Origin of the sequence: Flavobacterium sp. A45 (assembly GCF_002001005.1) — a bacterium.
GTDB lineage: Bacteria > Bacteroidota > Bacteroidia > Flavobacteriales > Flavobacteriaceae > Flavobacterium.
Genome location: NZ_MUNX01000082.1, coordinates 1 through 26,709 on the forward strand (window position 1 = coordinate 1; position 26,709 = coordinate 26,709).

The following is a 26,709-nucleotide window of genomic DNA, read 5'->3' on the forward strand; positions in this document are numbered from 1 at the left end:
CATTAAAACACAAATAAGTTATCAGAAAGTTTTATATATTACCGCTAAAAAAACCACATTTTTTGATTCTTCGAATAGAGTTTCATAACTTTAACTGGATCTTTTAAAGCAAAAAAAGTTATACAACTAAAATTTATATGGACAAACTTAGCCACAAATGACTTGGAAAGAACAACCCAATTTTTCACAGCATTAGGCTTTGTGTCAAATGGGAAAATGGATGAAGGAACCAGCTTTTTTTTGGGGCAAAACAAATTTGTTATCATTTTTTTCATTGAACAAAGATTAAAAAAAGACAAAAATGGATCAGGAAATTAAAGCATACAACGAAAAGCAAGCTTCGGGAGACAAAGAAATTTGCAACCAGCTTGCTACAGGTATTGACAACGAACTGACTGAAGCCGAACGTAAAATTTGGCACGCCCATCCTGTTTGGTTTTTAGACGGTAACCCAATTGTCGGCTACAGCAAACAAAAAGCGGGAGTCCGACTAATGTTTTGGAGTGGAGCCGACTTTGAAGAAGAAACTTTAAGCGTAAGAGGTCAAAAATTCAAAGATGCTTCTGTATTCTACAATAGTGTTTTGGAAATCGACACGAATGATTTAAACCGTTGGCTGAAAAAATCAAGAGACATTCAGTGGGATTATAAAAATATAGTGAAAAGAAAAGGGCAATTAGAAAGACTGAAATAAACTAAAAGCCCAAAGTTAAAACACAAGTATATGAACGACACAAGCCATCATGATGAGCGAATCGCTAAAATGACATTTGCTTCTGTATATCCACATTATCTCGCAAAGGTGGAGAAAAAAGGCAGGACAAAAGAAGAATTGCATCAGGTAATCGAATGGTTAACCGGTTATGACGAAAAGAAACTGCAGGAACTCATTGATGAAAAAGTCACTTTTGAAACCTTCTTTCAGAATGTTTCCATAAACCCTAATGCTTTCCTCATTACTGGTGTAATTTGTGGCTATCGCGTGGAAGAAATCGAAAACAAGTTGACGCAACAAGTTAGATATTTGGATAAATTGGTAGATGAATTGGCAAAAGGTCGCAAGATGGAGAAGATTTTGAGACTTGCTTAGAGCTGTCTGCAAATAATGGAATTTCTTTTTTAAATAGATCTCAAAAAATGGAACGACATAACAGTAAATTATAAATATAATGGAAGACACAAAAAATCTATCAGAAGGCACCTCACCGAAGGTAACAGGAATTGGCGGTATTTTCTTTTTTTCAGACAATCCACAGGAAACGAGAGAATGGTATGCCAAAAATTTAGGGTTTGAAGTCAATGAATGGGGTGCTACTTTTGAATCCAGAAAAAGTAACAAACCAGACGAGATAGAATCGCTTCAATGGAGCCCTTTCAAAATGGGAGACGAGTATTTTTCCCCATCCAAAAAAGACTTCATGATTAATTACCGAGTTCAGCATATTGAAGAACTTGTAAAAAAACTCAAAGAAAACGGAGTAACCGTATTGGACAGCATTGCCACCTACGATTATGGAAAATTTGTGCATATTATGGACGGCGAAGGCAACAAGATTGAACTATGGGAACCTTGATAGTTATTTGATGAGTTGTTTTTCATACTATAAGAATCAATAAGTCAAGAAAAAAACATTAGTTGTACTCATGCACAAATCTAGTATTTACAACGCCATAGTATAAAACTCAGTTTTTATTTATATTTTTAAAATCCATTTTAAAGGCTTTTATGAAAAACACATTTTTATTGATACTGACTTTTCTATCTATCATCTCATTTGCGCAAGACCCAGAATTTAGAAAACCCAATTATGATGAAATTAAAAAAGAAATAAAAGACGCTAATTCTGTTTATTATTATCCCAAATTAAAACAAAAATTCGATTCTGCTGATTTTACGATGTCAATGGAAGAAAAACGTCATTTATATTATGGCTTTGTTTTTCAAGATGATTATTCAGCAGAATATACTTCAAAAAACAGAGATAAGTTCATCGAAATTCTACAAAAAAAAGAATTAAACGAAATAGATTATGACCAAATCATCTCTTATGGAGACAGCATCCTCAAAACTAGCCCTTTCGATTTAAGGGTTTTGAATTATCAAAATATAGCATTCGATAAAAGAGGGATTACCAACAGAATGATTAGCAGTTCCTCTCAAATAAGAATAATTACAAATGCCATTTTGAGTTCAGGTGATGGTTTAACTAAAGAAAGTGCTTTTTATGTAACCACTATTTCGCACGAATATGACATTTTAAATATAATCGGTTTTGAATTTGGAGGTAGTCAAAGTCTAATCAAAACTTATGATTATCTTACCGTAAAAGAAAATGAAGATAAAATTAAAGGTCTTTATTTTGACATCAGCCCAAGTTTAGCGAAGCTTGACATTAATTTTTCAACCGAAACCTTTAAAAAAGAAGATTTAATAGGTACATGGAAAATAATCAATGTACTCGAAAAATCTCAAAATAAATATTTAGCTGAGTTAATTAAAGGATTTGAGGTTTCTTCTTTAATTTTTAATCAAGACAATACTTTTCATTTTAAATCCACTAACAAATCAAGAGGAATTTTAGAATTTACAAAAATGATGGGGACATCCAATTGGATTTATGACCCTAATAAAAATTTGATCAAAATAGGAACAAAAAAAGATCATTACTCGGTGATGGGTTTTAAATTCGTCCAAAAAGAAGGAAAAACTTTTTTTGTTATTGAAGACACTGACATGAAATTAACATTTGAAGTGCAAAAAACATGAATGTTAGCAAAACTATAAAAGAAGCTTTCCTTTGAATAAATTTAAAGTTTTTTATCTAATCCAAAGTAAAGGCTAAGTCTCCCGACTTCGCCACACAAGCTAAGTAAACAATACAATCCCACAATTCATAACCTTTTCATAATCAATAAGAAAAAAAATCACTGACAATAGTTTAGCAATGTAAGTCGTAAAAAAAACTTTGTCGAATAGTATTACGAAGATTTCTCCTCCTTCGAAATGACAATTTTGTGTTCAAACTTTGAGGCAAATCAGAACAATGTCATTTATATTGCTTTTTTAATAGAAAAATTAAACCTCGAAAATACCCAAGTGTAGCAAATAAAAGTCAACCCCAAGTCTCTAAATATATTCCCGTAAACTCTCTGATACTTCAATCATCAACAAATATAAATTTAACAATCCCCTTGCCTATTTGCTTTATTTTTTTAACTTTATGATTCCATAATTTATAAAAAAACGTAATGAAAATAGCAGTTTTAGGTACTGGAGCCGTTGGCACAACCATAGCCTCCAAATTGATCGAATTGGGTCATCAGGTAATGATAGGTTCCCGAAGTAAAACCAACGAAAAAGCAATTGAATTTGTAAATAAATTTGACCAAAATGCCACTAATGGTACTTTTGAGGAAGCGGCTACTTTTGGAGAAATTATCTTCAATTGCGTCAAAGGACAATTTGCAATTGAGGCATTAAAGCAAGCTGGCAACGGAATCGTCAATAAAATTCTCATTGACATCTCTAACCCCATCGATACTAGCAAAGGGATGTCATTTTGTTTAATTCCTGAACTTTGCAACACCAATTCATTGGGAGAAGAAATCCAAAAAACATTTCCTAATACTAAAGTGGTAAAAACCCTAAACACCATGTGGAGCACTCTGATGATGATTCCATCCATGCTGAAAGATGGAGATCATACCAATTTTATATGTGGCAATGATGAGGAAGCCAAAAACATAGTGCGAAATTTACTGAAAGAAATTGGTTGGAAAGAAGAAGCCATTGTGGATTTGGGCGATATTACTGGTTCTAGAGGTACTGAAGCAATGCTCCAATTGTGGTGGAAAATTTGGGGAGTCACAATGGGAACTTTCAGCATTAAAGTTGTCAATTAATAAAACAACAATTAAAATGCCTCCAAAAAGCTAAGACCTTTTGGAGGCATTTTTCTTTAGTATAAACACAAAAAGATAGTCGATTTAACTTTTTAAAAAATCCAAAAGTCAGTACCGCTACTCTTTTAAAAAATAACTATTTTTGCAATCTAATTTTTTTACCATGTCAAAGAAGAAATACAAAATAGCGGTGATTCAATTGAATCTAAACGATGTTGCCGAAAACAACCTTAAAAAATGTTTGAGTTGGGTACGTGATGCCGCCAGTCAAGGGGCTGAGGTGATTTCGTTGCCTGAGTTATACAGCAGTCATTATTTTTGTCAAAGTGAAGATGTTGACAATTTTGCTTTGGCAGAACCATTGTACAGCACTTCATTTATTGCTTTTAGTGCTTTGGCAAAAGAATTGGGAGTAGTTATTATTGTTCCTTTCTTCGAAAAAAGAATGGCAGGAATTTACCATAACAGTGCTTACATCATTGATACCGATGGTTCAGAGGCTGGATTATACCGCAAAATGCACATTCCGGACGATCCACATTTCTATGAAAAATTCTATTTTACGCCAGGTGATTTAGGTTTCAAGGCCTTCCCTACCGAAAAAGGAAAAATAGGAACTTTAATTTGTTGGGATCAATGGTACCCGGAAGCAGCTCGTTTAACAGCCTTACAAGGTGCCGATGTGTTGTTTTACCCAACAGCAATTGGATGGCATCCGCTTGAAAAAGAACAATACGGCGAAAACCAACACGGGGCTTGGATGAACGTGATGAAAGGTCATGCCGTTGCCAATGGCGTTTATGTAGCAGCAGCCAACAGAATTGGTTTAGAACAATATATTGAAGGAACTGCAGGAATTCAATTTTGGGGATCTTCGTTTATTGCGGGACCACAAGGTGAAATTTTGGCGCAAGCTTCACACGATAAAGAAGAAATTCTGATTGCCGAAGTAGACTTGGATTTACAGGAAAATGTACGCCAGAACTGGCCTTTCTTTAGAGACAGAAGAATTGACGCTTTTGGTGATATTACTAAACGAGCAATCGACTAATATTCTCTTTTTAAATAAATAAAAAAACTACCAAAAGTAAATTACTCTCGGTAGTTTTTTTTTTTATTCAACCAAATCTCAAAGATTAAAAAAAAGGTACTAGTAGACTAAATATTCTGATAATCATCTTTTAGACCTTAGTGTCTTAGTACCTCTACATTCAACAAATTACTACTAATTCAAATCTGGCTGATATATTTTAACTGAACCATCTCCTTCGCTGCTTACAACAACCAAACTCCTCTTTGTTGGACTTTTAGAAGCTGGAATAAACAATAAACCTTCGGGAGCATCGCCTGTCTTTAATGTCTGTAAATATTTTGGAGCTGCTGGATTACTCACATCATACACCATAAATGCATCAACTCTTTCCAATCCCACAAAAAGAATTTGCTTATCTCCCATTTTAGCTACATAAACGGCTTCAGGTTCCACAGCTTTATCATCACTTCTTCCGTCATCATAAACTCCAAATTCTTGCGCTTTTTTGTCCAACTCATTTTTACTGTCAAAAACCAATTGTCCTGTAGCACCATTCCAAATTGAAAAAGAGCGAGCTCCAAATCCCACCAATTCATCAAAATCTCCATCTCCATCAGTATCACCCATTTTGGTATTGATATTCAATCTTCCCATACTTGCATCGGCTTTTAGTGCTGCAGCATTTGGAAAAATAGTTGGATCCAATATCACTGACGCATGATTGATTCTGCGAACATCTGTAAAAGCAGAATATTCTCTGGCATCACCTTCATTTGCGGTAACAATATATTGCACTTTATTCACTTCAAAATTACTAATGGCATCCGGTTGGAACATTCCTTTTAATTTCCATGGATTGAAAGCAACAGCAGCATCTTTGTCGCTGATATCAATAGCATTTTCAGCTAAACTGTAATCTTTATAACCCAATGGAAAAACTTGCGTGATTTTTTTAGTAACCAAATCAATTTTTGCAATACCATTGTTTTCCTGTAAAGTTACCCAAGCCGTTTTGGAATCGGCAGAAACGGTGATGTATTCCGGTTCAATGTCCGCGGCAAAATTATTGGTTGGACTAGCTATTCGAAATGCTTTGGATTTTAAAACTGATAATTGACTGCTAAAACTGGCAAAATTCAAAGTGGTAACAGCATAACCGGAAGCTACATCAATAATTGAAACCGATCCATCTGGATCTTGTGAATAGGTATCATTTGGTTCACCTTCATTTGCGGTTAGTATGAATTTCCCATCATGTGAATACGTAATCATATCAGGCAACGCCCCTACTGTAACTTCTTTCACAAAGGCATAACTTGAAGTATCAAAAACGACTACTTTACCAGGATCTTGCTTGTTAATTGTAGATTCTAGGGCAACCGCCAATTTACCATTAAAAACAGCCACACTATTTGCAGCTCCACTATATAAAGTTAAATCAATACTGGTCAGTAAAGTTGGTTTACTGGGATCCGAAATATCAATTACATCAATTTTGTTGGCACTGCTGTTATTTACGGTAAATATTTTTTTAGTGATTTCATCATAGGCACTAATTTCAGCGGCTCCAGTTCCACCAATTGTCAATGATCCAATTTCCTTGAAAGTAGAAGGATTCTCATTTATTGTTTCCTCTGGTGTTTCGTTGGAATCACTATTACTTTCACAACCCACCAATAAAAATAACGCTGCCAGTACAGCTACACTTTTCTTTATCATTTTTTCTATTTTTAATTTTCCCAAAAATACCTATCAAATTCACAGTACTTATTACTAGAATATTATAAAATCTTTAACATAACTTTTCAGATGAATCAAAATTGCACCCATAAATTAAAATGTAATCCTAAGAATTATTTATTAATTCTACTGTTTGTTTATCTTTGCACGCATTACAATTAGCACTTACTATGACTACAATTACAAGACGATTCCCTGCAGAGTGGGAAAAACAACAAGGAATTTTATTGTGTTTTCCACATAATGGAAAAGATTGGCCAGGAAAATATGAAGCCGTTCAATGGGCTTTTGTTGAATTCATCAAAAAAGTAGCCACTTACGAACAAGTATTCTTAGTTGTTGCTGACGAAAATCAAAAGGAGAAAGTAACTGAAATGCTGGAAACAGCTCACGTAAAAATGAGTAGTGTCTCTTTCATCATCCATAAAACTAATCGTAGTTGGATGCGTGATTCCGGGCCAATAATTGTGAAAAACGGTACAAAAAGGGAAGCTTTAAATTTCAATTTTAACGGTTGGGCAAAATACAAAAACATCAATCTTGACAAACATGTTCCTGCTAAAGTGGGTGAATTTCTTAACATTCCCGTTACTCAGGTGATGTACAAAGGCAAACCTGTCATTGTTGAAGGCGGTGCCATTGACGTAAACGGAAAAGGAACATTATTAACTTCTGAAGAATGTTTGATGCATCCCGATATACAGGTTCGAAATCAAGGATTTACCAAAGAAGATTATGAAGCAGTTTTCAAAGAATATTTGGGAGTTACCAATGTGATTTGGTTGGGTGACGGAATTGAAGGCGATGATACGCACGGACATATTGATGATTTATGCCGATTTGTTAACGAAGATACCATTGTCACCATAGTAGAATTAGACAAAAACGACTCGAATTATAAACCCTTACAAGATAATTTGAAGCGTTTACAAAATGCCAAACTCGAAAATGGAAAAGCTCCAGTTGTAGTGGCTTTACCAATGCCAAAAAGAATTGACTTTGAAGGATTGCGTTTGCCTGCCAGTTATGCCAATTTCTTAATTTTGAATAACTGTGTTTTGGTTCCTACTTTTAACGATGCTAATGACCGAGTTGCCTTAAATATTTTGGCAGAATGTTTCCCTGATCGAGAAATCATCGGAATCAGTGCTACTGATTTCATTTGGGGATTTGGAACATTGCATTGCTTAAGCCAACAAATTCCAGAGTAAAAAAACTGTTTAAAAGTTTAAAGGTTTAAGTGTTTAAAAAACTTAAGGATTTATTTGTTTTAGGTTCAAAATAACAACTATAAATAAAAAAAAGACTTGTAGAATATAAATCTGCAAGTCTTTTTTATTTAAAACTATATGAAACCTTATAAGTTAAAGCATTAAACTTTTAAACACTTAAACTCATTAATCTCTTGTAAAAGGAAGTTTTTGATTATCGCTGATAATCATTTCAAATCCATTTTTAGCTTCGTTAAATTGAAATTTAACTCCTGCTTCTTTAGATTCAAATAAATCTTTACCAATTGGGGTAAGAGAAAATTTTGGATAATCAGTGATTTCAGCAAAAAGCACACTATTTTTTTCAGTCATTTCAATTTTCAAAGGTGCTTTGGTGGTAGAATATTTACCTAGATAAGCATCCAAAATAACATCTTTTTCAACCACTCCATTTCCTGATTTCCAAGTATTGTTACTTTCATTTACGTCTGGAAATGCATGATCGGCATCAATAACTACGCTCTCGATTTCTTCGGTAGTATTTACTTTGAAAGACCAGTCTACATTACGCTGCCAAACTTCAACAGGCAATTTAACACGGGTTACTTTTCCGCTTTTGGTTTTAACGTCTAAAACTACTGGCATAGCCATTTTCTCAAAGTTTTCAATTGTTATTACTGCTCCTTTGCTAGGATCATTTTTCACATACTTAACAGAATTTACACCTTGATCCAAACGCCAGTTATTGACAAACCAACCTCTCCAAAACCAACTTAAGTCTTCACCCGACACATTCTCCATCGTTCTGAAAAAATCATCCGGAGCTGGATGTTTGAAAGCCCAACGTTCTACATACGTTCTAAAAGCCAAATCAAAACGTTCCGGTCCTAAAACCTGTTCTCTTAAAACAATCAATCCAGAACTTGGTTTGAAATAACACAAAAGACCAATATTTTTTTCCTTCATATTATCAGGAGAACTCATTATTGGTTCATTCTTTGGGTCTGTAAAATATTCGGCATTTTGGTGAAGATCTGTAGGTTTGCTTTTATATTCTCCATTATTAAAATCAACCGAACTTAATGAATTAATGAAAGTATTGAATCCTTCATCCATCCACCCAAATAAACGCTCATTAGAACCCACAATCATAGGGAACCATCCATGACCAAATTCATGATCCGTAACTCCCCACAAATCTTCACCTTTAGATTCCCAACTGCAAAAAACAATACCTGGATATTCCATACCTCCTTCGTTTCCAGCTACGTTTGTAGCAACTGGGTAAGGATATTCAAACCATCTTTTAGAATAATTTTCAATTGAGGCCTTTGTATATTCTGTAGAACGTCCCCAAGCCTCATTCCCTGCACTTTCAACTGGGTAAGCCGATAATGCCAATGATTTTTGTCCACTTGGTAGATTGATTCTGGCACCATCCAATATAAATGCCGGTGAAGATGCCCATGAAACATCTCTTGAATTCTTAATTTTAAAACGCCATGTCTTTTCAGTAGCAGTTCCTGCTTTTGAAGCATTTTCAGTTACTTCTTCGGCAGTACGGATCATTACCGTTTTTTCACTTTGTTTGGCTTGCGCAAGTCTTTTTTGCTCTGTGGCAGAATATACAGCAGTTGGATTCAACAGATCACCTGAACAAACTACAATGTGATTGGAAGGCACAGTAATATTTACATCAAAATCACCATATTCCAAATAAAACTCTGATGCTCCCAAATATGGATTAGTATTCCAACCTCTCAAGTCATCATACACACACATACGCGGATACCATTGCGCAATAGTAAAAATTTTACCGTTTTTGGTATCCAAAACTCCCGTTCTGTCCGAACCTTCTTTTGGAGAAATAAAAGAGAAATCAATTTTAATAGTAACAACTCCTCCTTTTGCTTTCAAATCATCTGGAAGAAAAATCTGCATTCTTGTATCAGTAATACTGAATTTTGCTTCTTTTTCAACAGACTTACCTTTTGAAACAGTAACAATTTTTACCGATTTGATTTTATGACCTCCGTCAAAAACCTCACCTCTAGCACCATTACGACTTCCGGCTAATGGTATAAGTGCATTCCCTCTTGAATCCGCTTTGAATAAATTTTGATCCAAATGCATCCAAACAAATGACAATTTATCATTACTGTTATTGGTATAAGTTACAATGCCAGTACCCGTAATTTCATTTGTCTTTTCATTCAATTTTGCCGTCAACTTATAGTCTGCTCTATTTTGCCAATATTCATGTCCAGGCGCACCGTTTGTAGATCGTGTTGACGAACCATTGTTTGAATAAAAAAATGGTCCAAAAGCATCATGATAATCATACTTTGAAACTGGTTTAGCTGGAGATGTGCTAGTTGCAGGAGCTTCTTGACTCCATGCGGCACTAAATACAATTAATAAAGTCAATTGCAACAAGACTCTAAAACAATTATTTCTCATAAGGTAAATTTTTATTGATTTTTATTTGGGTAAATGCAAAATAGACATCTGCAATAGACTTTTTGAAACCCGTTCCTTTATATGCTTATTTCATAAATTTCGTGTTTCTGAAACAAATTAATGGAAAAAAATTCAGATTTCAGCTTAATATTAAGAATTTGATTGATTTTATATCCAAATATAATCTCAACTTTCTTTCATAAAACAAGAATTATAAAATATCTTTACAATACTAATTTTAACAGCAAAAAAACTATTATTGTGACCACAACTATATCCAACTCCTTTTTAACCGCACAAATAAAACATACTGGAGCCGAATTATGTTCCTTAAAAGATAATTCCAATAAAGAATACATTTGGAATGGAAACCCTGCCTTTTGGGGAAAGCATTCTCCTGTTTTATTTCCAATTGTAGGTACATTAAAGAACAATTCTTACCAACATGACAATGTTCAATATCAATTATCACGACACGGTTTTGCCCGTGAAATGGAATTTGAATTGATTGACAAACAAGAAAACTGTGCTACTTTTTCATTAGTTGCATCTCCAGAAACCAAAGAAAAATTTCCATTTGATTTTGATTTACACTTAATTTATACTTTGGAAAATAAATCCTTGACGATAGAGTACAAAGTCTTTAATAATGGGGAATCAAAAATGCCATTTTCGATTGGAGCACATCCAGCATTTGATTTGTCAGGAAATTTTGAAAATTACAGCTTGGCTTTTGAGAAAGAAGAAACTTTAAATTATTATTTACTCGAAGAAGGCTTGATTTCAAATGCAACCAATGAATTGACATTAGACAAAAATGAATTGCATTTGAATTATGAGCTTTTTGCAAATGATGCTTTGGTTTTCAAAAAAATAACGTCCAAATCGATAACCATTTTGGAGAATTCAAAACCATTTTTGAAAGTGAGTTATTCCGATTTTCCGGATTTGGGAATTTGGACTCCTCCAAATGCTCCTTTTATATGTATTGAACCTTGGTTTGGCTATTCTGACACTGTAGATAAATATGGTAATCTTTTCGATAAGGAAGGCATACAAATATTGGAAGCTAATACCTCTTTCCATTCAGCTTTCAGTATTGAAGTTCTGTAAACTAATAACGATTTGAATCTTATGCTAGAAATAAACTTTTTACCATTCCCAATACTAAAAACCAAACGCTTTTTATTGAGACAACTCAACGCAAATGACGCTGATGCAATTTTGTCACTACGTTCGAATGACGAAGTCATGAAATACATTCCGAGGCCTTACCTTAAAACCAAAGAAGAGGCCTTGGAACTTATAGCCATGTTTGATGACAAAATAGAAAATGGAATTGGCATCAACTGGGGTATTTACTTTCTTGAAGAACCCGAAAATCTCTTGGGAATTATTGGCTATTACCGAATGAAACCTGAACATTACAGAGCAGAAGTAGGTTACATGATTTTTCCGGAACATAGTGGAAAAGGAATCGTATCGGAAGCATTGCAAAAGGTGGTGGAATATGGTTTTAAAGAGATGAAACTGCATTCCATAGAAGCTGTTTTGGATCCTGAGAATAAAGGTTCGGAAAAGGTTTTGTTAAAAAACGGTTTCACAAAAGAAGCCCATTTAATTGAAAATGAATACTATGAAGGTCGTTTTCTTGACACAATGATTTATTCTCTTTTGAATAAATGATTATAGGATTCATATAATTACTTCAATTCTAAAAAATGGAAATCAAACAAGCGGTCATAAATGATAATGAAATTTTGACAGAAATAACAAAAAAATCAAAAGCCTATTGGGGATATTCTGAAGAACAGATTTTAAAGTGGAATGACAGTTTAACTATTTCCAAAGAATATGTTGAAACGAATTCTGTTTTTAAATTAATGGATAATGATAAAACTATTGGTTATTATTCTTACCTCATAGAAAAAGAGAGGAACGTAATGCTTGACAACTTATTTATTTTGCCAGAATATATCGGAAAAGGATTTGGTGAATATTTAATGAGTGATTTTTTAAATCGGATGAAGATCGAAAAGTTTGAAAAAATAACGCTTAATTCTGAACCAAATGCTGAAAATTTTTATCTAAAAATTGGATTCAAAAAAATTGGCGAGTTTGAAACGTCAATAAAAAATAGATTTATGCCAATTATGGAAATGAGCCTTTGAATCGATTAAAAAAATCAATCCTTAATAATACACAAATCTTTCTTATGAAGACCAATGCCCTAGCCCTGATAGAAGTGGAAATCCTTTTACTTTTCTTTTAAAAGTAAAAGATTGAAACGGATAGCAGGATCAAGCTCCTGATTATTTGGATTGAATTTTCGGAAGGGTTTTTATATACAGTTCTTCAACTTGTTTTCTAGCCCAATCCGTTTTTCGCAAAAAGGTGAGACTTGATTTTACACTTGGATTTTCGTTGAAGGATTTTATTTTAATCAGTTCGCCTAATGTGTCAAATCCATAATATTCTACTAATGTTTCCACAATTTTTTGAAGTGTGACTCCATGAAGCGGATCCTTTGATTGTTGTTTTTCCATGATGCAAATTTATAGCATTTTCCTAAAAACAATTGTTCTTTCATTAATTAGTTCCTAAATTTGCCCAACTATGCAAAAAACCGTCAACATACTCAATAAAAGAGCCCGATTCGATTATGAAATCCTTGAAACATATACTGCTGGAATTGTTTTGGCAGGAACCGAAATCAAATCCATTCGATTAGGCAAAGCCAATATTACCGAAAGTTTCTGCGAATTTAGCGGTACCGAACTTTTTGCAATCAATACTTATATTGAGGAATACACTTTTGGGAATCAATTTAACCATAAAGCAAGAAGTGAGAGAAAACTGCTTTTGAACAAAAGAGAATTGAAAGGACTGGCTCGAAGCGTACAAGCCAAAGGTCTTACTATTGTGCCTTTAAAATTGTTTACTAACGAAAAAGGTCTGGCGAAACTGCAAATTGGCCTTTGCAGAGGTAAAAAAACATACGATAAAAGAGAATCACTTAAAGAACAAGATACTAAAAGAGATTTGGACAGAATAAAAAAAGCATATTAGTGTAATTCACGTTAAATTTTGTTTTATTGCGTAGTTTTTTATCAAATTTTAACTACTTTTACTTACATTAAAACAAAAATAAACAAAATTATGAAAAACTTTTTTATTGCATTAATCTGTGTATGCTTTGCCAGTTGTGGAAGTAATACTTCTATTGTATCCAGTTGGAGAGACCCAAATGCTACACTTGCCAAAGAAAATTTCCAAAAAGTATTAATTGTTGCATTAGCAAAAGACGAAAGCACAAGAAGATCTACTGAAAACAGGATTGCCTCCATAAACCCAAAGGTTCTAAATCCTTCCTACAATTATTTGAACCAACAAAATTTAAATCTTACCCAGGAACAAAAAATAAGTATTGTACAATCTGAAGGTTTTGATGGAGCTATTACTATGCGTTTCATTAGAGCAGATAAAGAAACACAATATGTTCCCGGAACAACAAACTACTATAGTGGTATGGGATATCCTGGTATGGGATATGGCTATGTAGGTGGTTACGGTATGGGTTATGGTGCAGGTTTTGGTGGATGGTACGGCGCTTATGCTCCAGCTTATTATTCTCCAGGCTACTACCAAGAAAATGTATACTACTACATTGAAACTAATATTTTTGATTTAAAAAACAACAAATTAGTTTGGAGTGCAACTACAAAATCTCTAGATGTATCAGATGTAAATACTACAGTTGATGAAATCATGGAAGCTTGTGTACAGCAAATGAGAGCTGATGGTTATATGTCTCCAAAATCAAAATAAAACATAGTTCATTTCCCTTAAAAGAATTGAAACTAAAAAAGCAACACTGAAAATTTTTAGTGTTGCTTTTTTAGTTTGTGAAAAATATACTATTTAAAACCTACTATTTGTTCTTCAGCCGCAATTACTTCTTCTACAAATTTTTTGTATTCCAAATAATCCTTTGGAGCGATATTATCCCAAACAATGGTTACATCTCTTTTTATCTTCAAAGAATTGTTTTTTATAAGTTCAAATTTTAAAGTATAATTTTGATTCTTAAATGAAAAAGTTTTACTCTCTGGTATTTCTGAAAACTTCTTATCTTCAGGAATATTTAGAATAACTTCTGATTCATATTTATTATTATTTTCATAATTATAATAGTTAATATCAGATTTCCTATTTTCTGTAGCAATAATGTCTCTTGTATAAACTTTATCGATAAAAGGGATTTCTGTTATTTTGAGTCCACCTACTTTTTGTAAATTTTCGGATATCGAAAACTTAGTTTCATAGGTGAGTCCTTTATCAAACATTTCGTTAGATACCAGTTTTACAGATTCCAAGCTAATCACTTTTTGCAATTGCTTATTATATCCTTTTTCAATTTCCTTTTCTCTAACATCCTCAGTAGTTCCATCAGAAAACAATTCATTATAATATGATTTCGTTGCTCCTTCGATGGTATGTGTATTCACAAATATTTTTGATTTTTCATCTAATGTTACAACTGAAGAGGTTTTCAAAATATTTTCAATCGTAGAATCGAAAGGAATTTTTATCAATATAGATTTTTCATTTTCCTTTTTATCAAATGAAATAACTAGTGCATTTGCTTTATATAAAGAAGTTGGTAGCATTCGATATGGCAAATATTTATCGGTAAGTTCCAAGAAAACAATTTTATTATCGATTCTTGTTTGTACAATGCAATGATTAAATTCCAATGACGGTAATCGCATCGAATTAAAACCATTATCATTTGTTGAAACTAAAACCAAATTAGATTTTAATCCAGCATATTCTGATAATGCTACAAATAAGGTTGATACATCTTTACAATCTCCTAGTTTTGTTGTAATTGTTTTAGAAGGTTTTTGAGGCACATAACCACTTTGTCTAAAATCTAAAGAACTATAGGTAATGTTTTTTTCGATATAAGCATATATTGCTTTCGCTTTTTCTTCATCACTTAAACTAGCAACTCCTTTGGGAAAAATTGCATTAAAAGTATCTTTGGTAATTTTATCCAATTTTAAATTTTTCTTCACCAAATCCGAATACCAATTCGAAATATCGCTCCAAGATTTTAAGGTCCCTACTTCAATCGCATTTGTCAAGTCACTCGATATTGGAGAGTAATCCTCTTTAAGCGGTAAAGCTGGTATATTAGTTCTTTTCCAAATACTACAGTTCTTTCCATTTAATTTTCTTGTAGTTGGCACAACATCACCATTACTGAAATTGGTATAATATTGGCATTCCACTGGGCTTATCAATCCAAAAATGGCTTCAGTTGATGGATAATCGCTATCAAAATAACAAGACAAATTAAAATCTTTATAAAAACGACCTGTTCCATTATCAATGCGTTCGTATTCTATATAAATTACATCACCCACTTTTAAATTTGAAAACACCAATAAGTTATCCCCTTGTTCGGCAGGAACAATAGTTTCGTCAGTTTTAATAATTTCAGATTTTAAAACAGTATTATAATTCAAGTTTATCGAATACTCTTTCATTTTCTCGATACCGCTTTCGGATGTTATTTCATATACATACGAAATTCTAGATTTTCTTCCTCCTTCTGGAAAAACATTTACAATATATTCGTCCAACAATAATACTACACCATAATCACTTTTCAGTTTTGAATTCCTCCTTGCTTTAACCAATTTATAAATGTCCTTTGTGGCTATTTCATCAATTTCATTAGGAATATTAGAAATATCATACAACTGCTTTCTTAACGTCCCATTTCCAGAATTATGGATTAATGACTGTCTAATGTATTTTTCTGCTTCTTTATTATTCTTCATCAAATTATAGATGGCGGCTTTCTTTTCCATATTGGTAAAAGAATATGGAAAATTCCTCAAATTCTCATCTACAGCTGAAAGTGCTTCTTCATATTTATTTTCATTTGTCAAAATAGTAATATAATCATTTCTGAATACATTAATATAAGGATATTCATCAACCCTTCTTTTTATTATTCTCTCAACTGAAGCTTTATCATTCAGTTCATTATAATAATTAATCAATAAATTATCTACTTCATTTATTATTTTACCTTTAGACATTTCTTCCAAAAGTGAAATAGTTTTTGCCTTATCATTTTTGAGACTAGAATACAAATTTGCCGATGCTATTTTAAGCTTCTCACTTCCAAAAGTATCTTTATCTATATCTCCAAGCATCCTTAACATTCCCTCTATATCTTCTTTTTTGGAAGCTATCATAAAATCGAACATTAATTCACAGAAACGTTGTTTATATTTCTTGGAACGATCTCTATATGCTTCTAAATCTGCAATAGTAGAATTTTGAATCCATTTACTATCAATTATTTTTGAAACAGAAACAAAATAATAATCAAGATCATTTTTCTCTATATTTTTTAAAATCTCCTGTTTCTTTTGATCCTCATCGCCAACTAAATTATAATATCTTAGAAAATAGCTCCCAATAAAAGAGCTATTAGGATATTTTTTATCCAAACCCTCTATAGCCTCATAGGCATTAACAGTTTTATTATTTGATTCATAAGCTGTAAATTGATATAACTTGTATAACAAATTATTAGGATATTTTTTTACTAGATCATCAAAATATTGTTCATAATCTAATTTTAAAACTTCCGTTTCCGTATTTTCAGATTTTGAAATTGTATAGGGCTGAAAAGTCTTGCTAAATTTCAATTCACTAGGAAAGCTAGTGTCGAGATTTTTAAGTTGTGCCGAAAAATAATCGTTTCCTCCTGTTGTAGCTAATTTAAAAAGTAATCTATTAACTCCCTTTTCTAAATCAATTTTTATTGAGTATGCATCAAGGTTTGTCTTTTTAACATCCTGATTATAGTAAATCTCTTTATCATTCAAAAATATTTTCAACCCTTGACCAGCTCCAAAATTCAATAATAAAAATTTCTTTTCAGGTGAATCAATAAAAGTTTGTGCATAAATAATACCATTCCCATATTCGCTTTCATTTATAAAAAATTGATAAGCATCGTCTTCAATATTTTTAGGATTGTACCAACCAATTTTGCCGTTACTGTTGGCATCAAAAAGTTTATCATTTTTGGTATAATTTTCAGCTTCATACTCTATATCTAAACCACTACCATTTAAATTTTCAAAAACACCACAAAACTGCCATTCATTTATTGCTCCTATATCTGCAAATGATTTTTTAGCCTCTTCAAATTGCATTCTTTTGCGCTCAAAAACTCCTTTTCTATACTTAACGATAGGTAAGTCCTTAAACTTTGGCGAAGAAGCTAGATAATCAATCTTTTTATAAGTAAGATCATTGCTAGCATCAGTCGAAATATTACAAAGTATAATATCTCTATTAATAAAAGGTGCTATATAATATTGTGAATTGGGAAGTTTTTCTAAATTTTTGATCAATGTTTCATCAAAATTTATCTTACCAGATTCTTCATCAATAAAAGCATCCAAAAACAACAAATCAATATTTGTTGTTTTACTTTTGCCAAACTGTTTGTCAAATAAGATCCTGGCTTCTTCTCGTTTATTATTAATCAATAAATTAAGAATGTTTGTATAATCTGCTTGAGAATAAATAAAATTGGTAAACAATAATAAAAATAAAATAGTAGTTTTTTTCATGAATTTTGATTGGTTAAATAGCTTTTTAATTTTTATCTTCTAATAAAGGAACAAAACGAAACTCTCCAAATTCATGTTTTTCAAATTGCTTTTCATTGACGCGGATTAACAATGTCATAATTTGAACATCCTCACCCAACGGAATAACGAGCCTTCCTCCTATTTTCAGTTGAGCCATCAAAGGTTGCGGGATTATTGGAGCACCAGCAGTAACAATAATACTGTCAAACGGAGCGTGATTCGGCAACCCTTTATAACCATCACCAAAAGAAAGATGCTTGGGACGAATACCTAGCTTGGGCAGTAAAGCTGATGTTTGTTTGAACAACTCATTTTGTCTTTCTATACTAAATACCTGAGCGCCCACCAAACACAAAACGGCAGTTTGATATCCGGAACCTGTTCCAATTTCCAAAACTTTATGTCCTTTTTTTATTTCCAACAACTGCGTCTGAAAAGCAACAGTATAAGGCTGGGAAATTGTCTGACCTGCCGCAATAGGAAAAGCCTTATCTTGATAAGCATAATCTTCAAAACTTGAATTTAAAAATAAATGACGAGGGATTTTTTTAATAGCTTCCAAGACATTCTTATCAGTAATCCCTTTTTGTTGCAAAACGGTTACTAATTGATTACGAAGTCCTTGATGCTTGGCTGTATCTTTCAAAATTTAAGTTTTTATTTAAAGCAAAAATAGAAAACTAAATCAATTTTTAATTCAAAATAAAATCTAATTCCATTCCTAAAATAATAATACATTACACTAGAATTTAATATTTTTATAAATTGGAATTTCTTATTTTATTACTATTTTTGTGGAAACATCATTATTATGCTGAAAATTGGAGTATTGGGTGCTGGTCATCTCGGTAAAATACATTTGCGTTTATTACAACAATCTAAAAAGTATGAATTAGTAGGTTTTTATGACCCCAATCAAGAAAACGCTGAAAAAATAAGTAAAGAATTTGGATATAAAAATTTCAGTACTATAGCAACATTGATTCATGCAGTTGATGTTATTGATATAGTCACTCCTACTCTTTCTCATTACAAATGTGCCAAAGTAGCCATCAAATCAGGCAAACATGTTTTTATTGAAAAACCCATTTCCAATACGGTTGAAGAAGCCGAAGAAATCATTGCTCTTGCCAAAGAATACAATATAAAAGGTCAGGTTGGACATGTCGAAAGGTTCAACCCTGCATTTACAGCAACCAAAAACATGATTGAAAACCCAATGTTTATCGAAACACATCGATTGGCAGAATTCAATCCTCGTGGTACTGATGTTCCTGTTGTTTTGGATTTAATGATACACGATATTGATGCTATTTTAAGCGTCGTTAAATCAAAAGTAAAAAACATCAATGCCAGCGGAGTTTCTGTAATAAGTGACACTCCAGATATTGCCAATGCCCGAATTGAATTCGAAAATGGTTGTGTAGCCAATTTAACCGCGAGCCGAATTTCAATGAAAAACATGCGTAAATCGCGTTTTTTTCAAAAAGATGCCTATATCTCTGTTGATTTTCTGGAAAAAAGATGTGAAGTGGTAAAAATGAAAGATGCTCCAGAAGTTCCTGGCGATTTTGACATGATTTTACAAAATGCAGAGGGAGTAAAAAAACAAATTTATTTCTCTAATCCTGATGTAGAACAAAATAATGCTATACTTGACGAATTGGAATCTTTTGCAGATGCCATCAATAACGATACTACTCCAGTAGTTACTTTGGAACAAGCTACAGAAGCTTTGAGAGTAGCGTATCAAATTATAGATTGTTTTAAAAAATAAAAACCAAAAAATATACATTGAAAGTTTAAAGTTTAAAGTCAATCATTCGTCTTTAAATTTTAAACTTTTTTAACTTTAAAATACAAAAAAATGAAAATTATAGCTGTAATCGGAGCAGGAACTATGGGTAATGGAATAGCTCATACTTTTGCACAAAGTGGTTTCACCGTAAAATTAATTGATGTTTCCGAAAAATCATTGGATAAAGGAATGGCAACAATAGCAGCCAATTTAGACCGAATGGTTTCAAAAGGAACCATAACCGAAGAAGACAAAGCGAAAACAATCACCAATATTATTACCTATACCGACATCAAAGATGGTGTTGTTGGAGTTGATTTAGTAGTTGAAGCCGCTACAGAAAATGTAGAATTAAAATTAAATATTTTCAAACAATTAAACGAAGCTTGCTCTCACAATACTATTTTAGCTACTAATACTTCATCTATTTCAATTACTCAAATTGGAGCTGTAGTAGCACATCCAGAACGTGTAATAGGAATGCACTTTATGAATCCGGTGCCAATTATGAAACTGGTAGAAATCATTCGTGGATATAACACAAGTGATGAAGTGACCAACATCATCATGAAGCTATCCGAAAAACTAGGTAAAGTTCCTGTTGAAGTTAACGATTATCCAGGTTTTGTAGCAAACAGAATTTTGATGCCAATGATTAATGAGGCGATTGAAACGTTATACAATAAAGTAGCAGGTGTTTATGAAATTGACACTGTAATGAAACTGGGAATGGGGCACCCAATGGGTCCTTTGCAACTAGCCGATTTCATTGGTCTTGACGTTTGTCTTGCCATATTAAATGTAATGTACGACGGTTTCAAAAACCCAAAATATGCTCCTTGTCCGTTATTGGTAAATATGGTGAGGGCTGGAAAATTGGGAGTGAAATCAGGCGAAGGTTTTTATGATTATAGCGAAAGTAAAAAGGCTGAAAAGATTTCGAAACAGTTTGTTTAAAACATTTTAAGTTTAATCAATTGAAATGTCTGACAAACAAAGTTTAGGTAAGAAGCTAGAAAATGAGCTAGAAAATGAGCTAGAAAAAGATGAAGTCTTAATTTGGTCTGATTATCCAAAACAAAGTTTTCAAATAGTATTTGAAGACCTTATAATTATACCATTTTTAACAATCATTTTTTTTATAGGTGTCTATCTGCTCATTATGGTTTTAAACTTTGACGCAAACAAAGACTTAATTATTTTTTCAATTTTTACTGTTGTTATCTCTATTTTATTAATAAATTACAGATATGTTCAAAAAGTAAATATTCAAAAAAAATCAATTTACGGATTAACATCAAAAAGAGTAATTATAATTGCCAACAATAAAATAAAATCTCTAGATTTAATTCACATTAAAGAAATTTCATTTGTAGAACATCCCTTTAATTTTAAATATGGTTCTGTTATATTCGGTGAACCTGAAAATATTTTTGGAAGTTCAAATGAACCTTTTAAGTTTAACAATCGTGGAGGATTAAATTTAAAAAGAGATGATTTTGCATTTGATTTTATTACTGACACAAAAAAAATATATCATTTGATTGAATCTAAGATCAATAAATAATTTATAATCACTAACAAATGTCCATTCAGCAAAACCTTCTCCATATAAAATCAACTCTTCCAGAGCATGTCACTCTGGTAGCGGTTTCCAAAACCAAACCCGTTTCTGATCTAATGGAAGCCTATAATGCTGGTCAACGCATTTTTGGAGAAAACAAAATTCAGGAAATGGTAGATAAATGGGAACAAATGCCCAAAGATATCGAATGGCATATGATTGGACACGTACAAACCAATAAGGTCAAATACATGGCTTCTTTTGTGAGCTTAATTCATGGAGTGGACAGTTTAAAATTATTGGAAGAAATTAATAAACAAGCTCTAAAAAACAATAGAATTATAGATTGTTTGCTACAAATATACATCGCCGAAGAAGAATCAAAATTTGGACTTGACGAAGAAGAACTGTCTGCACTCCTATCTTCAACTGCTTTAAAAGAGTTGAAAAACATCCGAATTGTTGGTTTAATGGGAATGGCAACTTTTACGGATAATCAAAACCAAATCAAAAAGGAATTTTCGCATTTGAAATCTATTTTTGATGGATTACAATCACTGCAAACTGCAAACTGTAAACTGCAAACTGTTTCCATGGGAATGTCTGGCGATTATCAATTATCAATTGCATGTGGCAGTACAATGGTTCGGATTGGAAGTAGTATCTTTGGAGGGAGATAAAATTATTCAATTGCAAAAATCAATGGCAATTGCAAAAATCAATTTTAAAAGTAAAAATGGATATCAATAAACCAAAATTTGCAAAAATATTCAATTTTGAAGACCGATTAGTAAGATTTGCTGGAGAGTGCATCATTTTTAGCCGTAAATTAGAAAAAACATTTGAACATGATTACTATAAAAATCAACTTATTAGATCATCAGGCAGTTCTTCTTTAAATTATGGTGAAGCTCAAGGTACGATTACTGATAAAGATTTTATTTTTAAAATTTCATTGAGTATAAAAGAACTTAAAGAATCTAGAAATTCATTAAAAATTCTTGATTATATAAAGGCTGGAATTGAAGAAGAAAGAAATGATTTATTAACCGAAGTTGAAGAATTAATAGCTATTTCTTCAAAAATGATGAATAATAAAAGAATATAAAAATCAATTGAAAAATTTAAAATTGATTTTTGATATTGTAATTGATTTTTGATATTGAATATGTACGCAATACTCGACATAGAAACCACTGGAGGACAATTCAACGAAGAAGGGATTACGGAGATTGCTATCTATAAATTTGATGGACATGAAATCGTAGATCAGTTTATCAGTTTAATCAACCCAGAAATCCCAATTCAGCCGTTTGTGGTCAAACTCACCGGTATCAACAATGAGATGCTTCGCGGTGCTCCAAAGTTTTTTGAAGTGGCCAAACGCATTATCGAAATGACAAACGACTGCGTACTTGTAGCTCACAATGCCTCTTTCGATTATAGAATTCTTCGCACAGAGTTTCGTAGATTGGGATATGATTTCAACATCAAAACACTTTGTACCGTAGAATTATCCCAACGATTGATGCCAGAACAACCCTCCCATAGTTTGGGTAAATTAGTTCGTGCACTAGGAATTCCAATGGCTGACAGACACAGAGCTAGCGGTGATGCAATGGCAACAGTCAAACTTTTCAAGATGCTTTTGGATAAAGATCTCGAAAAAACCATCACAAAAGAGCTTATAAAATTTGAAGTTATCAAAGGCGTATCTCCCAAATTATTGGACATTATCGAAAGTCTGCCTTCCAAAACCGGAATTTATTACATCCATCGCGAAGATGGCAGTATTATATTTATCGGACAAAGCAAAAATATCAAAAAAAGAGTTAATCAGCATTTTACAGGTATAACCACAAGCTCAAAAAAAATCCAAGCCGAGGTATTCACCGTAACTTTTGAGGAAACAGGAAGTGAATTGATTGCTCTATTGAAAGAGTCTGAGGAAATAAAGAAAAACAGTCCCATTTACAACCGAATGGCACGAAAAAATACTTTGCCCTGGGCTATTTATGCAGAAAAAGACCCAAATGGATATTTGAACTTAAAACTTCAAAAAGCCGATGGACGAAAAAAAGAAATAACAGCATTTGCCAACCAACAGGAAGGAAAAAGTGCTCTCAGCCGCATCACTACCACTTATCTGCTGTGCCCAAAACTTACCGGGCTTTCTACTTCAAAAACTCCCTGCTCACAGAATGATAACAATCAATGTGATGGCGCTTGCATCGGACAAATAACTTCCGAAGAATACAATTCTAGAGTTCAGGTTTTTATCGACAAAAATCTTTTCGATAACAAAAACATGATTATCATTGATAAAGGCAGAAAAACCGGGGAACACAGCGCAATATTAATCGAGAAAGGAATATGCAAAGGATATGCCTTTTATGATTTGAATTACCAAATCATAAACCCCGAAATCCTAAAAAACATCCTGGTCCCAATACCGAATAATAGAAATACCAGAGCATGCATTCAAGGCTATTTGAGAAAAAACAGGGTACAGAAAATTATTAATTTTTAATAATCAAAATTGGGAGGAATTAAATCAAAATATGATATTTTCAGGCAACAAACTCGAATCATAGTCCACGGCACAACTACAAAAGCCGGCCGAATATTTGATTTGATACTTTTGGGCGTCATCCTATTGAGTCTCTTTTTGATTATAATGGAAACTGTTGAAGGTTTTGATGCAAAATACCACAGCCAACTCGTTTTTTTAGAATGGGTAATTACTATTTTCTTCACTATCGAGTATATTTTACGGGTAATTTCCATCGACAAACCCCTCAAATATGTTGTTAGCTTCTACGGGATAATAGATTTCATTGCAACTTTACCCATGTATTTGTCAATATTTTTCCCTGGCACAAGTGTTTTAACCGCTGTTCGGGCTCTACGATTATTACGACTATTCAAAATCATAAATCATCCTCATTTCACTAGTCAATCTATACATTTAAAGGAGGCTATCAACGCCAGTAAAGGAAAAATCATTGTCTTTATTTATTTTGTTTTAATCTGCACGATCATTATTGGATCAATAATGTACATTATCGAAGGCAAAGAAAGTGGTTTCACAAGTATCCCAACAAGTATTTATTGGACTATAGTAACCTTGACAACAGTTGGTTACGGCGACATTTCTCCACAAACTCCCCTAGGGCAGATCTTTGCTTCACTGGTAATGATTTTAGGCTACGGAATCATCGCCGTCCCGACCGGAATAATAACAGCCGAATTTGCAAAAAGAAACATAAACCCAAATACAAGCTCAGAAACTTTCAAAACCACTTGCACTGCATGTAATACAGTCATCCAAAACAAAGAAGCATTATTTTGTCACCATTGCGGTGATAAATTAAATGATTCTATTGTCAGGAGCTAATCCAGCTGTACACTACAACTCCTCATTATTCCAGTAGTTTTTCTAAGGCATAAAAGGAGCTTCTTTCAGTCGCTCTTTTATACCAAGAAAAACAAACTAGAATGACTCCGGGGTTTTCATTACCATCTGGGCTAATGACAAGATTACGTTAAAAAAGAGCAAATGAAAACATTGCAATAAAACTAAATGAAATATTTAATTACCATAGTCGGACCAACAGCCATAGGAAAAACAGCCTTAAGCATTGACCTTGCCAATCACTATAATTGTGAAATTGTTTCCTGTGACAGCCGACAGTTTTTCAAAGAAATGACAATTGGAACGGCTGTACCCAGTCCAGAAGAATTAGCATCGGCGAAACATCATTTTATCCAAAACAAATCCATTTTTGATAATTACACCGTAGGTGATTTTGAAAAAGAAGCACTTATAAAAATTGAGGAATTATTCCAAAACAATGATTACGCAGTACTTGTTGGCGGTTCAGGATTGTATGTGGATGCTATCTTAAAAGGCTTTGACGAATTTCCGGCCATAGATTCTTCCATTCGTGAAAACGTAAATTTAAATTATGAAAATCTAGGAATCGAATATTTACAACAACAATTAGAAACACTAGATCCAATTTATTTTCAAAAAATAACTTCCGAAAACCCTCAAACTTTACAAAATCCGCAACGTATGATGCGATTTGTAGAAGTTTGTCTTGGAACCGGAAAACCATATTCGTCGTTTTTAAACCAAAAGACAAACAATCGAAACTTCACACCAATCATCATTGGTCTTGAAGCAGACAGAAACGTGATTTACGAAAGAATAAACCAACGAGTAGATATTATGCTCAATCAAGGGCTTTTAGCCGAAGCCCAAGCGTTATACCAGCACAAAGAATTAAACGCCTTGCAAACGGTTGGCTATAGAGAGTTATTCAGTTATTTTGATGGAGAATTTACGTTGCCTTTTGCCATTGAAGAAATCAAAAAAAATACCCGCCGATTTTCAAAACGCCAGCTCACTTGGTTCAAACGCAAAGAAAACACGAAATGGTTTGATTATTTGACTAATAGAACGAAAATCATAAGTTATATAAACAGCCAAATTCATAATTCATAATTATTCATATGCCAATAGATCCAAATTTCACTTCCATATTGAGTAAAGATTGGGAAATCAATTTTACCCAATGTACTCCAAATGGCTATTTAAAATACACTGATTTATGCAATCTTTTGCAATTAACGGCTGCAGCCCATTCCGAAGTGGGTGGAATCAGTTTTACCGATATGCAGGAATTCAACCAAGCTTGGGTTTTGAGCAGAATGAGAGTTGAAATTACAGAATTGCCCAAATGGAGAGATGTTGTAACCGTAAAAACCTGGATCAATTCCTTAGAAAATTCTCGTTCGGTACGTGCACTCGAAATGTATGTCAATGGAAAAAAAATAGTAGGCTCTGAGACATTTTGGGCTGTTTTTAATACCAAAGCCCGAAGACCGGAACCTTTGGCACTTCCCTATCAACATTTTGAATTGTATCCTAAAAACAAAGCCACTGAGATGGGTTTCTCAAAAATAAACATAACTCACGAAAAAGAAATGGTATTCGAAAGAACCGTTTTCATGTCCGATTTAGATATTGTAAACCATGCTAATAATGTAAAATACTTGGAATGGTGTTTGGATTTAATTGATGAAAATAAAATACTATCACAACAAGTAAAAAGCTTTGAAATGAACTTTTTAAAAGAACTCTCCCTAAAAGATAAAGTTATCATTCATGAATGCATTAAAGATACCAATGCTGTTTTTAGCATCACAAAAGAGGATAAAACATGCTTTGCGTTGCAACTCAATTGGAAATAAAAAAAGCTTCGAATTAATTTTCGAAGCTTTTTTTATGAATTAACAAGACC

At 32.8% G+C, this 26,709-nt stretch carries 26 protein-coding genes; 21 read left to right on the forward strand and 5 right to left on the reverse strand.

Annotated features, from left to right (window positions below):
- The first annotated feature begins 301 nt into the window (after positions 1 to 301).
- From B0E44_RS09750 to B0E44_RS09775, 6 genes are all read left to right on the forward strand, one after another.
- Positions 302 to 694, forward strand: a complete 393-nt coding sequence (locus B0E44_RS09750; RefSeq protein ID WP_077373733.1) for a DUF1801 domain-containing protein — start codon at positions 302 to 304, stop codon at positions 692 to 694.
- 30 nt (positions 695 to 724) lie between these two features.
- Positions 725 to 1,090 carry a DUF2200 domain-containing protein gene (locus tag B0E44_RS09755; protein ID WP_077373736.1) on the forward strand — a complete coding sequence of 122 codons (366 nt, stop codon included), beginning with the start codon at positions 725 to 727 and terminating at the stop codon, positions 1,088 to 1,090.
- 79 nt (positions 1,091 to 1,169) lie between these two features.
- Complete coding sequence (locus tag B0E44_RS09760; protein ID WP_077373739.1) at positions 1,170 to 1,574, forward strand: VOC family protein; 405 nt, start codon at positions 1,170 to 1,172, stop codon at positions 1,572 to 1,574.
- A gap of 152 nt (positions 1,575 to 1,726) precedes the next feature.
- On the forward strand, positions 1,727 to 2,767 hold the full coding sequence (locus tag B0E44_RS09765) for a DUF4919 domain-containing protein (protein WP_077373742.1): 1,041 nt from the start codon (positions 1,727 to 1,729) through the stop codon (positions 2,765 to 2,767).
- Positions 2,768 to 3,249: 482 nt separating this feature from the next.
- On the forward strand, positions 3,250 to 3,903 hold the full coding sequence (locus tag B0E44_RS09770) for an NADPH-dependent F420 reductase (protein ID WP_077373745.1): 654 nt from the start codon (positions 3,250 to 3,252) through the stop codon (positions 3,901 to 3,903).
- Between the two features lie 163 nt (positions 3,904 to 4,066).
- On the forward strand, positions 4,067 to 4,954 hold the full coding sequence (locus tag B0E44_RS09775; RefSeq protein WP_077373747.1) for a carbon-nitrogen hydrolase: 888 nt from the start codon (positions 4,067 to 4,069) through the stop codon (positions 4,952 to 4,954).
- 174 nt (positions 4,955 to 5,128) lie between these two features.
- Here the strand turns inward: B0E44_RS09775 and B0E44_RS09780 are convergent, their stop codons facing one another.
- Entirely contained in the window at positions 5,129 to 6,655 is a 1,527-nt protein-coding gene (locus B0E44_RS09780; protein ID WP_077373844.1) for a choice-of-anchor I family protein, read from the reverse strand.
- A 191-nt stretch (positions 6,656 to 6,846) separates the two neighbouring features.
- Here B0E44_RS09780 and B0E44_RS09785 point away from each other — a divergent pair, with 191 nt between their 5' ends.
- Positions 6,847 to 7,887 carry an agmatine/peptidylarginine deiminase gene (locus tag B0E44_RS09785; RefSeq protein ID WP_077373750.1) on the forward strand — a complete coding sequence of 347 codons (1,041 nt, stop codon included), beginning with the start codon at positions 6,847 to 6,849 and terminating at the stop codon, positions 7,885 to 7,887.
- Between the two features lie 186 nt (positions 7,888 to 8,073).
- Here the strand turns inward: B0E44_RS09785 and B0E44_RS09790 are convergent, their stop codons facing one another.
- Complete coding sequence (locus tag B0E44_RS09790; RefSeq protein ID WP_077373753.1) at positions 8,074 to 10,347, reverse strand: M1 family metallopeptidase; 2,274 nt, start codon at positions 10,345 to 10,347, stop codon at positions 8,074 to 8,076.
- 261 nt (positions 10,348 to 10,608) lie between these two features.
- On the opposite strand from B0E44_RS09790, the gene B0E44_RS09795 reads away from it, so the two are divergent.
- The 3 genes from B0E44_RS09795 to B0E44_RS09805 are packed head-to-tail and all read left to right on the forward strand — an operon-like array spanning position 10,609 to position 12,518.
- The gene (locus B0E44_RS09795; protein ID WP_077373847.1) at positions 10,609 to 11,460 is read left to right on the forward strand and encodes an aldose 1-epimerase family protein; all 852 of its coding nucleotides are present in this window, start codon (positions 10,609 to 10,611) and stop codon (positions 11,458 to 11,460) included.
- A gap of 21 nt (positions 11,461 to 11,481) precedes the next feature.
- Positions 11,482 to 12,033, forward strand: a complete 552-nt coding sequence (locus B0E44_RS09800) for a GNAT family N-acetyltransferase (RefSeq protein ID WP_077373756.1) — start codon at positions 11,482 to 11,484, stop codon at positions 12,031 to 12,033.
- Positions 12,034 to 12,068: 35 nt separating this feature from the next.
- On the forward strand, positions 12,069 to 12,518 hold the full coding sequence (locus B0E44_RS09805; RefSeq protein WP_077373759.1) for a GNAT family N-acetyltransferase: 450 nt from the start codon (positions 12,069 to 12,071) through the stop codon (positions 12,516 to 12,518).
- A 141-nt stretch (positions 12,519 to 12,659) separates the two neighbouring features.
- On the opposite strand, the gene B0E44_RS09810 is transcribed toward B0E44_RS09805, so the two are convergent.
- Positions 12,660 to 12,893 (reverse strand): VF530 family DNA-binding protein, encoded by a 234-nt coding sequence (locus B0E44_RS09810; protein WP_077373762.1) that lies wholly within the window; start codon positions 12,891 to 12,893, stop codon positions 12,660 to 12,662.
- 70 nt (positions 12,894 to 12,963) lie between these two features.
- On the opposite strand from B0E44_RS09810, the gene smpB reads away from it, so the two are divergent.
- Both smpB and B0E44_RS09820 read left to right on the forward strand, forming a co-directional pair.
- The gene (smpB, locus tag B0E44_RS09815) at positions 12,964 to 13,416 is read left to right on the forward strand and encodes an SsrA-binding protein SmpB (protein WP_077373765.1); all 453 of its coding nucleotides are present in this window, start codon (positions 12,964 to 12,966) and stop codon (positions 13,414 to 13,416) included.
- Between the two features lie 90 nt (positions 13,417 to 13,506).
- Positions 13,507 to 14,175 carry a hypothetical protein gene (locus tag B0E44_RS09820; RefSeq protein ID WP_077373769.1) on the forward strand — a complete coding sequence of 223 codons (669 nt, stop codon included), beginning with the start codon at positions 13,507 to 13,509 and terminating at the stop codon, positions 14,173 to 14,175.
- Positions 14,176 to 14,264: 89 nt separating this feature from the next.
- On the opposite strand, the gene B0E44_RS09825 is transcribed toward B0E44_RS09820, so the two are convergent.
- Entirely contained in the window at positions 14,265 to 18,017 is a 3,753-nt protein-coding gene (locus tag B0E44_RS09825; RefSeq protein ID WP_077373772.1) for a transglutaminase domain-containing protein, read from the reverse strand.
- Positions 18,018 to 18,042: 25 nt separating this feature from the next.
- Positions 18,043 to 18,684, reverse strand: coding sequence for a protein-L-isoaspartate(D-aspartate) O-methyltransferase (locus B0E44_RS09830; protein WP_077373774.1), 642 nt, complete (start codon positions 18,682 to 18,684; stop codon positions 18,043 to 18,045).
- A 165-nt stretch (positions 18,685 to 18,849) separates the two neighbouring features.
- On the opposite strand from B0E44_RS09830, the gene B0E44_RS09835 reads away from it, so the two are divergent.
- The 9 genes from B0E44_RS09835 to B0E44_RS09875 all read left to right on the forward strand — a co-directional run bounded on the left by B0E44_RS09835 (position 18,850) and on the right by B0E44_RS09875 (position 26,659).
- Entirely contained in the window at positions 18,850 to 19,815 is a 966-nt protein-coding gene (locus B0E44_RS09835; RefSeq protein ID WP_077373776.1) for a Gfo/Idh/MocA family protein, read from the forward strand.
- 90 nt (positions 19,816 to 19,905) lie between these two features.
- Positions 19,906 to 20,793: a 3-hydroxyacyl-CoA dehydrogenase family protein gene (locus B0E44_RS09840; RefSeq protein ID WP_077373778.1), complete on the forward strand. Its 888-nt coding sequence runs from the start codon at positions 19,906 to 19,908 to the stop codon at positions 20,791 to 20,793.
- 25 nt (positions 20,794 to 20,818) lie between these two features.
- Positions 20,819 to 21,403, forward strand: coding sequence for a hypothetical protein (locus B0E44_RS09845; protein ID WP_077373781.1), 585 nt, complete (start codon positions 20,819 to 20,821; stop codon positions 21,401 to 21,403).
- 17 nt (positions 21,404 to 21,420) lie between these two features.
- Positions 21,421 to 22,080, forward strand: a complete 660-nt coding sequence (locus B0E44_RS09850; protein WP_077373784.1) for a YggS family pyridoxal phosphate-dependent enzyme — start codon at positions 21,421 to 21,423, stop codon at positions 22,078 to 22,080.
- Positions 22,081 to 22,109: 29 nt separating this feature from the next.
- Positions 22,110 to 22,508: a four helix bundle protein gene (locus tag B0E44_RS09855; protein ID WP_371594753.1), complete on the forward strand. Its 399-nt coding sequence runs from the start codon at positions 22,110 to 22,112 to the stop codon at positions 22,506 to 22,508.
- A 60-nt stretch (positions 22,509 to 22,568) separates the two neighbouring features.
- The gene (locus B0E44_RS09860) at positions 22,569 to 23,930 is read left to right on the forward strand and encodes an exonuclease domain-containing protein (RefSeq protein WP_077373790.1); all 1,362 of its coding nucleotides are present in this window, start codon (positions 22,569 to 22,571) and stop codon (positions 23,928 to 23,930) included.
- Positions 23,931 to 23,939: 9 nt separating this feature from the next.
- Complete coding sequence (locus tag B0E44_RS09865; RefSeq protein ID WP_077373793.1) at positions 23,940 to 24,797, forward strand: ion transporter; 858 nt, start codon at positions 23,940 to 23,942, stop codon at positions 24,795 to 24,797.
- Between the two features lie 186 nt (positions 24,798 to 24,983).
- Positions 24,984 to 25,910 carry a tRNA (adenosine(37)-N6)-dimethylallyltransferase MiaA gene (miaA, locus tag B0E44_RS09870; protein WP_077373796.1) on the forward strand — a complete coding sequence of 309 codons (927 nt, stop codon included), beginning with the start codon at positions 24,984 to 24,986 and terminating at the stop codon, positions 25,908 to 25,910.
- Positions 25,911 to 25,918: 8 nt separating this feature from the next.
- A complete protein-coding gene (locus tag B0E44_RS09875) occupies positions 25,919 to 26,659 on the forward strand; it encodes an acyl-[acyl-carrier-protein] thioesterase (protein ID WP_077373799.1) in 741 nt (246 codons plus the stop codon).
- The last annotated feature ends 50 nt before the right edge of the window (positions 26,660 to 26,709 follow it).